The following is a 13,561-nucleotide window of genomic DNA, read 5'->3' on the forward strand; positions in this document are numbered from 1 at the left end:
TCTTCTCTTATCTTCTCGTATCTTCTCTTCCCCTTTCCCTTTCCTTCGTTTGTGAGGAGACCCCGTGCCGCAGGATTCGTATGCCCTTGAACGCGGCGATTCGTGCGATTATGACGTGATTGTCGTCGGCTCGGGCTTCGGTGGGTCCGTCACCGCGCTGCGGCTGACCGAGAAGGGCTATCGGGTGGGGGTCCTGGAGGCCGGCCGCCGTTTCACCCCCGAGACCCTCCCCCGGAACTCCTGGGACCTGAAGAACTACCTCTGGGCCCCCGCGCTGGGCATGTACGGCATCCAGCGCATCCATCTGCTCGGCAATGTCATGGTCCTGGCCGGCGCGGGCGTCGGCGGCGGCTCCCTCAACTACGCCAACACCCTCTACATACCGCCGCGTCCGTTCTTCGACGACCCCCAGTGGCGGGACATCACCGACTGGCAGCGGGAGCTGGCGCCGTACTACGACCAGGCGCGGCGCATGCTCGGCGTCCGGCTCAATCCGACGATGACCCCCTCGGACGTCCATCTCCGGGCGGCGGCCCGGCGGATGGGTGTCGGCGACACCTTCCATATGGCGCCGGTCGGGGTGTTCTTCGGCGACGGCGAGGACGGGGACGGAGATTCCTCGCGGCGGGCGCGGCCGGGGGAGAAGGTGGCGGATCCCTACTTCGGCGGGGCCGGGCCCGAGCGGCGGGCGTGCGTGGAGTGCGGTGAGTGCATGACCGGCTGCCGCCACGGCGCGAAGAACACCCTCAACGAGAACTATCTCCATCTCGCCGAGCGGGCGGGCGCGGTGGTGCATCCGCTGACGACGGTGGTCGCGGTGACGGACGACTCGCGGGGCGGGTACGCGGTGACGACCCTCCCGACGGAGCGGCGGAGGGGGCGGGGGCGCGTGTTCACCTGCCGGAGGGTGGTCCTGGCCGCCGGGACGTACGGCACCCAGACCCTGCTGCACCGGATGAAGGCCGGCGGGCAACTGCCGTACCTCTCCGACCGGCTCGGTGAGCTGACCCGGACCAACTCCGAGGCGCTGGTCGGCGCCCAGACCGACGACCGGCGCTACCGCAGGCTCGGCGGCGAGCCCAGGGCCGACTTCACCCGTGGCGTCGCCATCACCTCCTCCATCCACCCCGACGCCAGCACCCATATCGAACCCGTCCGCTACGGCAAGGGCTCCAACTCCATGGGCGGCCTGTCCATACTCCAGGTCCCCTACGCCGAGGGGTCGTCACGGGTCGCCGCCTGGCTCGGCAACGCCGTCCGGCATCCGCTGCTGGTCCTGCGCTCGCTCTCCAACCGCCGCTGGTCCGAGCGGACCATCATCGGCCTGGTGATGCAGTCGCTGGACAACTCCCTGACGACGTATCTGAAACCGTCCGGCCCCGGCAAGGGCCTGCTCACCGCCCGCCAGGGCCATGGCGAACCCAACCCCAAGCAGATCAGGGCGGCCGTCGAGGGCGCCTCGGCCCTCGCCGCCGAGATCAACGGCTTCGCGGGCTCCAACATCGGCGAACTGATGGGTACGCCGCTCACCGCGCACTTCCTCGGCGGCTGCCCCATCGGCGCGTCCCGCGAGACCGGCGTGATCGACCCGTACCACCGGCTGTACGGCCACCCGGGCATCTCGGTCGTCGACGGCGCGGCGGTCTCGGCGAACCTGGGCGTCAATCCGTCGCTGACGATCACGGCGCAGGCGGAGCGGGCGATGGCCTACTGGCCGAACAAGGGCGACGCCGATCCGCGTCCGACGCCGGGGGAGGGGTACGTCCCGGTGGCGGCGGTGGCGCCGAGGAGTCCGGCGGTACCGGCGGGGGCGTTCGGGGAACTGCGGACGTTTTTGGGGATGCCGGGGGGATGGGAGGGGGGTAAGGGGGTGTGAGGGTGGGGGCGGGCGTAGGGGGTTGTGCGGGTGGGGGAGGGGGGAGCGGGTGGGGTGCGAGGGGCACGGGTTTTTGTCGGGCAGCAAGAAGGACCTGCGCCCCCCTCCGAGCGCAGGTCCTTCTGTTCCCGGTGTCCGGGACGTCAGCGGTGTTACGCGACGCTGACGGTGTTATGCGACGCTGCCGGTCTTGCGCTTGCGGACCACGAACACCGCACCGGCGCCGAGCACGACAGCCGCGCCGCCGACCAGGCCGATGACGGGCAGCGCGGAGCTGGAACCGGTCTCGGCGAGGTTGCCGGTCACCTGCGGGGTGTTGCCGCTGGGCCGCTCGTCGGTGATGGGGACCTTGCCGCCCTCCTGCGGGCGGCTGCCCTCGGTGTCGGTGCCGGCGGCCACGATCTGGAAGCGGTAGGCGACCTCGCCGTAGCCGGTGCACTCGGCGTCCGGGTCGCCGTAGATCGTCGCGCCGAGCGAGAAGCCGGAGCCGACCGGGGCGGAGGACTTCACATTGATCCGGAGCGGGATGTTGACCTCGTAGTCGGGCTTCAGCTCGTCGGTGTAGCCGACGTAGCCGACGGCGTAGCCCTCTTCACTGAGGTCGCCCCAGGTCTCGCTCTCCGGGTCCCACGCCTGGAGCTGGACCTGCTTGGTGAGGAACAGGTCGAGCCCTGCCTCGTCGGAGGAGGCACCGGCGAAGAAGCCCAGGTCGGTGAGGGTGGAGTCGGAGGTGTTCAGGACGTCCAGCGAGAACTCGCGCCAGCCGCTGCCCGCCGGGATCTTGCCCGGGAGGCCGGTGATGCTGACATCGACCGTCTCGTCCGCGCACTTCGAGGGCTCGGGGTCGGGCGTCTCGGTCTCCGCCGGCGGGGTGGTGCTCGCGGGCGGGGTGGTCGCGGGGGTGGTCGTCGGCGTGCCCGTGGGGGTGCCGCCCGGCTCGGTGGAGTTGTCGACCGGCGGGGTGGTGGTGGGAGTGGTGCCGCCGGACGGCTCCGAGGTCTTGGTGTCCGTCGGCGACGCCGTGGGCGAGGCGGTCGGCGACTCCTCGTCCGTGGGGGACTCGGACGCCGTGGCGGACGGGGTCGTCTCGCCGTCGGCGAACGCGAGGGGCGCAGTGGTGAGCAGCGCGAGCGGTGAGATGACGGCCGTCGCGGCGGCCACCGCCAGGGCACGGCGGAGCTTCATGAAGACCTCGAAACATCCAGTGCTGCGATCTCGCGCAGCAGGCATCGGTCGGCCCCCGCTTGTGGGGCGCGGGTGTGTCCGTTGATTCGAGGGGTTGGATCAGTGACACCTGTGAATGGTTGTCCTTCATTCACATAATATTTATGTGGTCTGGGTCACATGGGGAGGGTGGGGGTGGGTGTGGGGGAGGTGTGGGTGGGTGGTGAGGGGCGGGCCTTCGGTGTGCAGAAGGGCCCCGCGGGGGTTGGCCGCGGGGCCCTTCCTTCGTCAGCACCGGCGTCAGGGCTGCGCCGGTGCCGGGGAGCGGCGCCGGGGGGTTGCGCCGCTGGCTTCGCACGCCGGGCGGGCGTGGGGGAGGTGTGGGGAGCTTCGGGGTGGTGGGTGTGGGTGTGGGGCTGGGGGAGATGGTGAGGGCGGAGCCGTACCGGTTTGCCCGGGACCTGGACTCATGGACGGATCCCGCCGGCCGACCCCGAGCGTCCCCGGAGCCGGCCGTTCTCTTGGGTGACCGGGCTGCTGTCCCCTGCCGTCCGGTCACGACCCTGGAGCGAGGTCCCACGACGTACGGCACGATCCGTATGTCTCATCGCCCCAGCGAGCCACGCGTGGTTCTTTCGGGCCCGCGCCTGGCTGACACGGACATCGGTACCAACGAAGGGTCCCGCGGGGCGTCACGCGCCGTACGGGTGAGAGGGCATGCGTACGTACGTGCCCTGTGTGCCCTGTGTGCCCTGCGTGCCCTGTGTCCTCTGTCCCCTTGTTCCCTGTCTGTCCTGCCTGCCCTTGTGCTCGGGGCTCAGATCTTGCCGCGGCACAGTTCGAGCAGGGTCATGGCGAGGGTGGTGCCGGGCTTGCCGAGGGCGTCGCGGTAGTGGGCGAGGATCTCCATCTCGCGGGAGAGGTTCACCCGGCGTCCGCCGGAGGTGATACGGGCGTCCTGGATCACGGCCGAGACGGCCATCCGTTCCTGGATCAGGCCGATGATCCGGTCGTCGAGGGCGTCGATCCGTTCGCGGGCGCCGGCGATGACGTCGGCGGCTTCGGCGGTGTGGGCGCCGGTCTTCTGGGCGGTTGCCTGGGCGTTCCGCGGGGTGCTCTGGGGGGTGCTCTGCGGGGTTGAGGGGGCGGTGGTCATGTCGGGTTCTCCTGGAGTGGGTGCCGGTCGAGGTGGGTGGCGCCCGGACCGACCAGAACCCGGGAAACGCCAGACGCCCCGGGCCTTGTCGGCCCGGGGCGCCTGGGAGGTCGTTTGTCAGCAGCTCAAGCGGCACGACCATGGCATCCGGCGGGCCGGGTGCCATAGGTAAAGAGGAAGGTCGGGTGCTTGTGCATGGGGGGAGTATGGCACGGCACCCTTTGTTCCACCGAGAGGGGTGGCTGGGTGGACATAGGCCGAGGGGCCGGGGGCAGAGCCCTCGGCGACGGCGGGACGGTCTCGAGGCGACGGCGGGGCGGCCCCGAGGCGACGGCGGGACGGTCCCGAGGCGACGGCGGGGCGGCCCCGAGGCGGCCCCGGGACGGTCCCGACCCGTACCGCGGGAAGCGCGCCCCCGCCCTCACCCCCGTACCCCCACCCCGCACCTCGGTAGAATCGGCAAGTACAAGCCCCGCCCCGCCCACCGCCGAAAGGCACCCCGTGTCATCAGCGCCCCCCGCTGCCCCGGCCCCCGACACCGTTCTGGTCGTCGACTTCGGCGCGCAGTACGCCCAGCTCATCGCCCGCCGCGTCCGCGAGGCCCGGGTCTACAGCGAGATCGTGCCGAGCACCATGCCGGTCGCGGACATGCTCGCCAAGAAGCCCGCCGCGATCATCCTCTCCGGCGGCCCCTCCTCGGTCTACGCCGACGAGGCGCCCCGTCTGGACGCCGCGCTGTTCGAGGCCGGCGTCCCCGTCTTCGGCATGTGCTACGGCTTCCAGCTGATGGCCCAGACCCTCGGCGGCACGGTCGACAACACCGGCGCCCGCGAGTACGGCCGTACGCCGCTGCATGTGTCGAAGTCGTCGTCCACCCTCTTCGAGGGCACCCCCGCCGAGCAGCCGGTCTGGATGTCGCACGGCGACGCCTGCTCCGCCGCCCCCGAGGGCTTCACCGTCACCGCGTCCACGGACGTCGTCCCGGTCGCCGCCTTCGAGAACGACGAGAAGAAGCTCTACGGCGTCCAGTACCACCCCGAGGTCATGCACTCCACGCACGGCCAGCAGGTGCTGGAGCACTTCCTCTACCGGGGCGCCGGGCTCACCCCCGACTGGACCACCGGCAATGTCATCGACGAGCAGGTCGCCGCGATCCGCGAGCAGGTCGGCGACCGGCGCGCGATCTGCGGTCTGTCCGGCGGGGTCGACTCCGCCGTGGCCGCCGCCCTCGTCCAGAAGGCCATCGGCTCCCAGCTGACCTGCGTCTATGTCGACCACGGTCTGATGCGCAAGGGGGAGACGGAGCAGGTCGAGAAGGACTTCGTCGCCGCGACCGGCGTCCAGCTCAAGGTCGTGGACGCCGAGGAGCGCTTCCTGACCGCGCTGAAGGGCGTCTCCGACCCGGAGGAGAAGCGGAAGATCATCGGGCGGGAGTTCATCCGCGTCTTCGAGCAGGCGCAGGCCGAGATCATCGCCGACGCGGGCCCGGCCGTGGAGTTCCTGGTCCAGGGCACCCTGTACCCGGATGTCGTGGAGTCCGGCGGCGGCACCGGCACCGCCAACATCAAGTCCCACCACAATGTCGGCGGCCTCCCCGAGGACCTGGAGTTCCAGCTCATCGAGCCGCTCCGCAAGCTCTTCAAGGACGAGGTCCGGATGGTCGGCCAGGAACTCGGCCTGCCCGACGAGATCGTCCAGCGCCAGCCCTTCCCCGGCCCCGGCCTCGGCATCCGGATCGTCGGCGAGGTCACCAAGGACCGCCTCGATCTGCTGCGCGACGCGGACGCCATCGCCCGCGAGGAGCTGACCGCCGCCGGTCTCGACCGTGACATCTGGCAGTGCCCGGTGGTGCTCCTCGCCGATGTCCGCAGCGTCGGCGTCCAGGGCGACGGCCGCACCTACGGCCACCCCATCGTGCTGCGCCCGGTCTCGTCCGAGGACGCCATGACCGCCGACTGGTCCCGGCTGCCGTACGACGTCCTCGCGAAGATCTCCACCCGGATCACCAACGAGGTGTCCGACGTCAACCGCGTCGTCCTCGACATCACGTCGAAGCCCCCGGGCACCATCGAGTGGGAGTGATGTTCTCGGGGTGAGTGGTCTGGTCTGGGGGGAGTGGGCATCTCCGGGTGAGCGGGCCGGTCTGCGGGGGTGGTCTTCTCGGGGGGATTCGTCTGGTCCGTGGGGGTGGCTTTCTCCGGGGGACTGGTCTGGTCTGTGGGGGTGGTCTTCTCCGGAGGGGATTCGTCTGGTCCGCAGGGGTGGACTTCCCCAGGTGACTCCTCATGTCCGTGGGAGTGACCTCTCCCGGCGGCCCCTCAGGTCCGCTTGAGCGTCCGCACCGGCGCTCCGGGCTGCCACACCTGCACGACCAGGTACTTCTCGTCCTCGACGAAGGTCCGTACGACCTCCGTCACCTCGGTGCGGAAGAGGTGGAACGGCTCCGGCGGTTCCACCGCTTCGCTGTACGCCGCCTTCCGCGCCGGGTCGGTGACCTCCACCGCCCGCCCGGCGATCCGGATGTCACCCCCGCCCATCGACTGCCCCTCCCCGGGGTTCGCCTGGAGCGCGAACCGTCCGTCCCGCAGCAGGTCCAGCGCCTTCACCGACCCCGGCATCATCCCGAGCCACAGCTCCCCGCCGAGGAACCGCACCTCCAGCCCCGTCGTGCGCGGCGACCCGTCCTTGCGGAGCGTCGCCAGCACATGGTGGGTGAACGCCCCGAATCTCTCCTCCGCGGTCCTCGCCAGCTCCGGTTCCACCGCGGCGAAGCGGCCCCAGCTCGCCCCCGCCGCCTTCCCCTCCGCAGAGTCGACGATCTTCTTACCGTTCGTACGCGTCATACGACGAGTCTCACCCCGAATCCCGACATCCACTGTCCGGTATCGGCCAGAGGCGTCCTCTTTCTCGCTCAGCTCTGTCATCTTCGGCTGACCGACGGTAACTTCCCGCCCGTAAAGCAGCTCCATTGCCGGAGGAACCATGCTCGGCCCCACTCCGCCCCCACCCCTGCCCACCGACCGGCTCCGCTTCGCGATGCCACCCATGCACGAGTCCCTGGAGGACGAGCGCCGGCATCGCAAAGAACGGCTCGCGGGCGCCCTGCGGATCTTCGGCCGCCAGGGCTTCGAGGACGGGGTATCCGGCCACATCACCGCCCGCGACCCCGAGTACACCGACTGCTTCTGGGTGAACCCCTTCGGTATGCCCTTCCGGCATGTCACCGTCAGCGACCTGGTCCTCGTCAATCGGGACGGGCAGGTCATCCAGGGCGGCCACCATGTCAACCAGGCCGCCTTCACCGTCCACGCCCAGGTGCACGCCGCCCGCCCCGATGTCGTCGCCGTCGCCCACTGCCACTCCGTGCACGGCCGCGCCCTCGCCGCCCTGGGCGACCTCCTGGACCCGATCACCCAGGAGAGCTGCGCCTTCTACGAGGACCACGCCCTGTACGCCGGCTACTCCGGAGTCGCCGTCGACACCGACGAGGGCCGCCGGATCGCCGACACCCTCGGCACCCGCAAGGCGCTGGTCCTGCGCAACCACGGTCTGCTCACCGTCGGCGACTCGGTCGACGCCGCCGCCTGGTGGTTCCTGTCCATGGAACGCTCCAGCCAGGTCCAGCTCACCGCGCGGGCCGCCGGCCGCCCCGTCCTGATCGACCACAAGCCCGCCGTGGCCACCCGCGAACAAGTCGGCGGCGACCTGGTGGCCTGGATCAACTACCAGCCCCTCTGGCAGGAGATCAGCCGCAGCGAACCCGATCTGCTGAGCTGATCCGCCCCGCCCTCACTCCTCGAAGCCCCGCAGCACCACGGCCTTCGTCATCGCGAACTCCTCGTCCGTGAGCACCCCGTCCCGGTGCAGCTCCCCCAGCTCCCGCAGCCGCCGCAGCAGCACATCATGGTGACCGTCCCCGAGATGCCGGGCACCCGCGCCGGGGAGGCCCCGGCGCAGGGCCTTCGCTTCTGCCGCTGCCGCTGCCGCTGCCGCTGCCGCTGCCGATGCCGATGCCTCTGCGGATGCCGCTGCCGCTGGGGATGCCTGCGCTGGACCCTCGGCTTCTGCTCGGGCTCGGGCTCGGGCTTGCGATTGCCCTTGGGCTTGCGCTTGGGCCGGGGGCGGTGCTCGGCGGTTCCCGGCGCGGACGATCTCGTCGCCCCCGGAGTCGCCCCCGGCGTCCCGTCCGGAGTCCCGCCAGGCGTCCCGTCCGGAGTCCCGCCAGGCGTCCCGTCCGGTATCCCGCCCGGCATCCCGCCCGATGGACGGATGTGGCAGCCGGGCCGTCACCGCCGTCGCCACCAGCGCCGTCAGCAGGTCCCGCCGCACACTGCCCCATAGATCCAGCGCGTACGGATCCTTCTCCGGCGGCGGCTTCGCGAGCACCGCCTCGCGGGTCACGAACCGCAGATACCCGTCCTCGTAACCCGAGTTGGGCAGCCACTCCACCTGCACCAGGTCCCGCACATCGATGATCCGCGGCCCCGTCGCCCGCTTCACCCGGTCCGAGGTGTCGGCCCAGTCGATCCTGATCCGTGTCCCGTCGAACGACACCGTCCCGTCGCTCGACCGCACCGACACCGGCACCGGCGGCCCCGCCAGCAGATACGCCCCCGTCGGCTCCTTGGGGATCTGGTCCAGCAGCAGCGCCCGCCGGATCTCCTCCGCCATGTACTCCGCGACCCCGGCCCGGTCCGTCTCCACCGCCAGCCGGTACGGATCCGCCGGGTCCGGCAGCCGCCCACCGGTCGCCTGGAGCAGCGGGTCCGCCCCCTCGCGCAGCCGCAACCGCAGCCGCCCCCGCTTGCGTTCGGGCTCGTAGACCACCCCCGCGACCGCCTCCAGCGGGACCGTGATCTCCCCGTACGTCTGCCGGAACAGCGGCACCGAGCGGTGCAGCCCCGGAGTGATCCGTACCGTCGTGCCGTCGAAGGCCCAGGTCCCGTCCCGCTGGATGATCTCGGCCATACGGAAATTCTCGCAGCCGGGTCAACACGGCGACCCGCGCTTCACCCGCACCCTGGCCCGGTCCGTGGACCCGCCGGGCGGACACCGCCCCCGGTAGGGCACAATTCGCTTTCGTCGCAGGGGAGTTGCACGCCGGTGGCGGGGACTCGGAGGGGGGCCGGATCACCGGTCGACGGGGCCGCCCGGTGCCGGTGCCGGTCCCGATGCCGGTCCTGGTGCCGCTGTCGGTCGGTCGCGGCGGGGCGTGTCGTAACGAGTCATGGGGAAGGCGGTCGTCGGGCGTGGCGGTGCAGGAGACGGGGGTGGGCTCCCGGACGGGAGGGCACGGCGGCGGCTGCACCTGCGGGGACTGCCCGCACGGCGTCCGCGCGGGACATCGCAACGCGGTCGCCGAATTCCACCGCCGCCGCGACGAGTTCGCCGCCGGACAGGGACTCCCGGCCGCCGTCGCCCACTCGGCCTCCGCGTCCCGCCAATGGGTCTCCGAGGCCCTGACCCAATCCGCCGAGCACGTCGCCGAACGCAGCCGCGTCGAGGGCGACGCCTGGCTCCACCGGCTGTGGGTCCGTACCGCCTGCACCGTCTGGGCCGCAGTCGTCCTGCTCCTGCTCGGCCAGGCGCTCACCGCCGTCGGCACCGGCTGGACCGCCGCCCGCACCGCCGCGCTCCTCGCCGCGCTCCTGGTGGCCGCCGCGCTCACCACCGCCTCCTGGTACCACCGCGCCCGCGGCGGCGTCCTCGCCCCCGTCATCGGTGAGGACAACCGGCTCTCCACCTCCCGCGCCGTGGCCGCCGCCTGGGTGCTGTTCATCGCGTACGCCGTCCTGCTCCTCGCGGGCCGGCTGGCCGCCGCCTCCACCCCGGGCGAACGCGACGCCATCGTCGCCGGCCTCGACCTGGCCCGCGGCGCCGGAGCCGTCCTTGTCCTCGCCGTGGTCTGCGCCATCGCCGTGCTCGTCCGCCGGGTGGTGGGCCTGCGGGTCCTGAACAGACGGCTCCAGAAGGTCCGCGCGGACCGCCCCCGCGCCGCCGACCTGCTCACCGACGACTCCGGCCGCGGCACCTTCGCCGACATCCAGTACGTCGTCATCAGCGCCGTCGCCCTGCTCTTCGCCGCCGTCCGGCTCGCCCGCCGCCCCGACCAACTCCCCGACCTGCCCTGGGGCCTGGCCGTCGTCGTCCTCGTCTCGGCCGCCACATATGTCGCCGGGAAGTACGCCGACGGCGGCCGTCCCGTGATCCTCTCCGTCGTCCGCGCCCGCGAGGCGGGGGACTTGGACGCGCCCATCCGCACCGGCGACGACATCGAGATCCGCGGCGCCGGGTTCGTCCCGCCGGGCGCCCAGGGTGCCGACCGCCTCGCCCGTATGGTCGTGCGCATCGGCGCCGTCCATGTCCATGTCCCCCTGGTCCCCGTCGCCGGAGGCTTCAGCAACCCGTCCGACACCCGCCTCACCGTCCCCGTCCCCGCCGAGGTCGAACCCGGCCGCGCCGCCGTCCAGGTCGTCACCGCCGCGGGCGTGGAAACCGATCCGTACGACATCGACGTCACCGACTGACCGGCCGACCGCCCCGCCCCCGGCCGATCACGGCACGGCTCCCCTCCCCGCCCCCTGGCGCGGAAGGCCCACGGCCCGAAACACTGTGCCCACGACATTGAGCGGCTCCTTCCTTTCGTACGTATGGTCAAGTGACGGGCCCGGCACTGCGCGGTGAGAGGTGGCTGACAGCGATGACGCACGGTTACCGGACGGATACGCCCACCCCCTACGGTGACGGCGGCGGCCGGGACTGGCGCAGCAACGCCACCCGCTACGCCCTGCTGCCCCTCCGGGTGTTCCTGGGCGTCACCTTTATCTATGCCGGGCTGGACAAGCTGACGGACAGTGCCTTCCTGAAGGAATCGGGCGTCGGCTCCATCGGCGATCTGATGCGCGGCGTCCGCGGCTCCTCGGCGATCCCGGCCCTGATCGACACCGCCCTCGACAACCCCGTCGGCTTCGGCTACGCCATCGCCTTCGGCGAACTCGCCGTCGGCATCGGCACCCTGATCGGGCTGCTCGCCCGGATCGCCGCCGTCGGCGGTGCCCTGATCTCGCTCAGCCTCTGGCTCACCGTCAGCTGGTCCGCCGACCCCTACTACTACGGCAACGACCTCGTCTATCTGATGGCCTGGCTGCCACTGGTCCTCGCGGGCGCCCCCTATCTCTCCCTGGACGCCGTCCTGCACTCCCGACGGCGCTCCAGGTCCGGCGGCGGGTACTACTGAGGCATGGGGCCTGCCGTTGAGGCCTGGGTCCTGCCGTCGGGGTCCGGCCTGGGTCGGCCCTCCCTGCCGTTGGCGTCTGACTCGGGGTGGCCCGCGCGGCTTTCAGGGTCTGCTCGGTTGGCCCGCCGGTGTGTCAGTGTCTTGCCTCCTGCCTTGCCTCCGTTGGCCCGCCCGGCCTTCCGGGTCTACTCGCCCGGTCGCCAGTGCCTGACCTCCGTCGGTCCGCCCGGCTTTCCGGGGCTGCTCGGGTCGGCCCGCCCGGTCGCCAATGCCTGGCCTCCGTCGGTCCGCTCGGCCGTCCGGGGCCGCTCAGGTCGGCCCGCCCGTCTGTGAGCGCCCGACCTCCGTCGGCCCGTCCGGCTGTCAGTGTCTGACCCGGTTCGGCCGGCCCCGGCTCAGGGTCCGGCCTCCGTCGGCCCACTCGCGCCGGTGCCGTCCGTCACGGCCCGGCGTCTCCGCACCGCCCGGCCGACCACGCCCACCGCACCCGCCACAAACAGCCCCGCCACCATCAGCGGGAAGATCGCGAACCAGGGTGTCTCCCACGCCCCGCCCGCGTCCCCGGCATAGACCACACCCGCCAGGATCACCACGAGACCCGCGACCAGCCTCCCGGGCTGGAACTCATGACGCAGCACGGAGCACCTCCGCCTGTCCCACGCCGACCTGGAGCCGCAGCTCCACCGTGCCGGCGTTCTTCGCGTCCTGCGTCGGCGCCAGCGTGACCTGTCTGGACTTGCCGGGCGCCACATCCACATCCTGCTGTCTCTCGCCGGGCAACTGGATGTCACCGAGCCCGACATCCACCTGCACCCGCACCTCGGCGTCCGCGGGCACGATCACCCGGAGCCGCCCCACACCCACGTCCGCGCCCGTCGCCACGGTCTGCCCCCTCGCCACATCCAGCCGGGACAGATCCAGGGTGCCCTGGCCCGTACCGAGGTCGTACTGCGGTTCGACCTGGGCCACCGCCGCCGGCCGCCAGGTCGTCCGTGTCCAGTGCGTGCTGACATCCGCGGGCAGCGCCGCCGCCCCGGCCAGCAGACCGGCCGTGAGCAGCGCCAAGAACACCGAGCCCGCTCCGGTCCGCCCCAGGAAGGAGCTGACGGTTATCCCGAGCCCGAAGACCAGCAGCGCGCACACCAGCCCCGTCTGAAGGCTGGTGCCGAGCGGGTGCTCGTCCCAGGTCAGCCCCGTCCCCACGGCACCCGCGACCAGGGCGAGCAAGAACGTCCAGCCGCCGATCCAGCGCGGCCCCCGCTGCCTCGGGGACCCCTGCCGCGGCGCCAGGTCCAGCCGGGCGGTGATCGCCGACTGCCCGCGGCTGATGTTGACGGCCGCCGCGATGTCCCGGCTCCGGGAGTCCTGCGGACCCCACAGATATCCCGTCCCACCCACATGTCCTCCGTCCTTGACGATCGGGTCCCGCCACCACGACGGATACGAGGCCCCGACCGGCGGCGCCTGCGGCTCCGGCGGGGCGTCGGCGGCGGCCTGCGCGGCCAGCGGATCGGGGTCGGGCGCCCCGCGCCGCTGCGACCAGTACCCCGCGCCCGCCAGCAGCAGCGAGAGGACCACACCGAAGGTCAGCACCCCGCCGTTGCCCAGCATGGTCAGGAAGACTCCGCAGCCGACCAGCGCGAACAGCACGGCCGCCAGCGCCTGGCCGTCGACCCGGCCGGTGAAGAGCTTCTTGACCTCGTTCTCCTCCTCGTCCTCGTACGGCACGAAGAGCCAGGCGAAGCCGTAGAAGATAAGGCCGATGCCGCCGGTCGCGGAGAGCACGGCGAGCGTGATCCGGAAGATCACCGGGTCCATGTCGCACTGCCGCCCGAGCCCGGCGCACACCCCCGCCAGCATCTTGTGCGGCCGATCCCGGCGGAATCGGCGCAGCGGCTGCGGCTCAGCGGGGGGCCCCGGCTCACCCGGCCCCTGGGCCGCACCCGGCCCACCCCCGCGACCGGCGGGGGGCTCACCGCGACCGCCTGGGTTGCCGGGGCCGCCAGGGTTCCCGGGGTTGCCAGGATTGCCAGGGTTCCCGGGACCGCCAGGATTGCCGGGGCCGCCGAGACCAGGTGGGGCGTCCGCTGGATGGCCTGGGCGGCGAGGGCCACCGGCACCACCCAAG

General features: G+C 72.0%; 11 protein-coding genes. 5 read left to right on the top strand and 6 right to left on the bottom strand.

Annotation, left to right across the window (positions count from 1 at the left end):
- Positions 1 to 64: 64 nt before the first annotated feature.
- A complete protein-coding gene (locus ABZX40_RS21720; RefSeq protein ID WP_355740882.1) occupies positions 65 to 1,876 on the top strand; it encodes a GMC family oxidoreductase in 1,812 nt (603 codons plus the stop codon).
- A gap of 171 nt (positions 1,877 to 2,047) precedes the next feature.
- Here the strand turns inward: ABZX40_RS21720 and ABZX40_RS21725 are convergent, their stop codons facing one another.
- The gene (locus tag ABZX40_RS21725) at positions 2,048 to 3,061 is read right to left on the bottom strand and encodes an LAETG motif-containing sortase-dependent surface protein (RefSeq protein ID WP_355740880.1); all 1,014 of its coding nucleotides are present in this window, start codon (positions 3,059 to 3,061) and stop codon (positions 2,048 to 2,050) included.
- A gap of 796 nt (positions 3,062 to 3,857) precedes the next feature.
- The gene (locus tag ABZX40_RS21730; RefSeq protein WP_355740878.1) at positions 3,858 to 4,196 is read right to left on the bottom strand and encodes a chorismate mutase; all 339 of its coding nucleotides are present in this window, start codon (positions 4,194 to 4,196) and stop codon (positions 3,858 to 3,860) included.
- 501 nt (positions 4,197 to 4,697) lie between these two features.
- Here ABZX40_RS21730 and guaA point away from each other — a divergent pair.
- On the top strand, positions 4,698 to 6,278 hold the full coding sequence (gene guaA, locus ABZX40_RS21735) for a glutamine-hydrolyzing GMP synthase (RefSeq protein WP_355740876.1): 1,581 nt from the start codon (positions 4,698 to 4,700) through the stop codon (positions 6,276 to 6,278).
- A 236-nt stretch (positions 6,279 to 6,514) separates the two neighbouring features.
- Here the strand turns inward: guaA and ABZX40_RS21740 are convergent, their stop codons facing one another.
- Positions 6,515 to 7,039, bottom strand: coding sequence for a pyridoxamine 5'-phosphate oxidase family protein (locus tag ABZX40_RS21740; RefSeq protein WP_355740875.1), 525 nt, complete (start codon positions 7,037 to 7,039; stop codon positions 6,515 to 6,517).
- 139 nt (positions 7,040 to 7,178) lie between these two features.
- Here ABZX40_RS21740 and ABZX40_RS21745 point away from each other — a divergent pair, with 139 nt between their 5' ends.
- Entirely contained in the window at positions 7,179 to 7,973 is a 795-nt protein-coding gene (locus ABZX40_RS21745; protein WP_355740874.1) for a class II aldolase/adducin family protein, read from the top strand.
- 12 nt (positions 7,974 to 7,985) lie between these two features.
- On the opposite strand, the gene ABZX40_RS21750 is transcribed toward ABZX40_RS21745, so the two are convergent.
- Positions 7,986 to 9,164 (bottom strand): DUF4429 domain-containing protein, encoded by a 1,179-nt coding sequence (locus ABZX40_RS21750; RefSeq protein WP_355740873.1) that lies wholly within the window; start codon positions 9,162 to 9,164, stop codon positions 7,986 to 7,988.
- 281 nt (positions 9,165 to 9,445) lie between these two features.
- On the opposite strand from ABZX40_RS21750, the gene ABZX40_RS21755 reads away from it, so the two are divergent.
- Together ABZX40_RS21755 and ABZX40_RS21760 are read left to right on the top strand one after the other, a co-directional pair.
- On the top strand, positions 9,446 to 10,723 hold the full coding sequence (locus tag ABZX40_RS21755; RefSeq protein WP_355740872.1) for a hypothetical protein: 1,278 nt from the start codon (positions 9,446 to 9,448) through the stop codon (positions 10,721 to 10,723).
- Between the two features lie 173 nt (positions 10,724 to 10,896).
- Positions 10,897 to 11,433, top strand: coding sequence for a DoxX family protein (locus tag ABZX40_RS21760; RefSeq protein WP_355740870.1), 537 nt, complete (start codon positions 10,897 to 10,899; stop codon positions 11,431 to 11,433).
- Positions 11,434 to 11,828: 395 nt separating this feature from the next.
- On the opposite strand, the gene ABZX40_RS21765 is transcribed toward ABZX40_RS21760, so the two are convergent.
- Together ABZX40_RS21765 and ABZX40_RS21770 are read right to left on the bottom strand one after the other, a co-directional pair.
- On the bottom strand, positions 11,829 to 12,071 hold the full coding sequence (locus ABZX40_RS21765) for a hypothetical protein (protein WP_355740868.1): 243 nt from the start codon (positions 12,069 to 12,071) through the stop codon (positions 11,829 to 11,831).
- On the bottom strand, positions 12,058 to 13,326 hold the full coding sequence (locus ABZX40_RS21770) for a PspC domain-containing protein (protein ID WP_355740949.1): 1,269 nt from the start codon (positions 13,324 to 13,326) through the stop codon (positions 12,058 to 12,060). Before ABZX40_RS21770 ends, ABZX40_RS21765 begins: the two co-directional genes overlap by 14 nt.
- Between the last annotated feature and the right edge of the window lie 235 nt (positions 13,327 to 13,561).

It is taken from the genome of Streptomyces sp. NPDC004610, from assembly GCF_040609715.1.
In the GTDB taxonomy this organism is placed as follows: Bacteria; Actinomycetota; Actinomycetes; order Streptomycetales; family Streptomycetaceae; genus Streptomyces.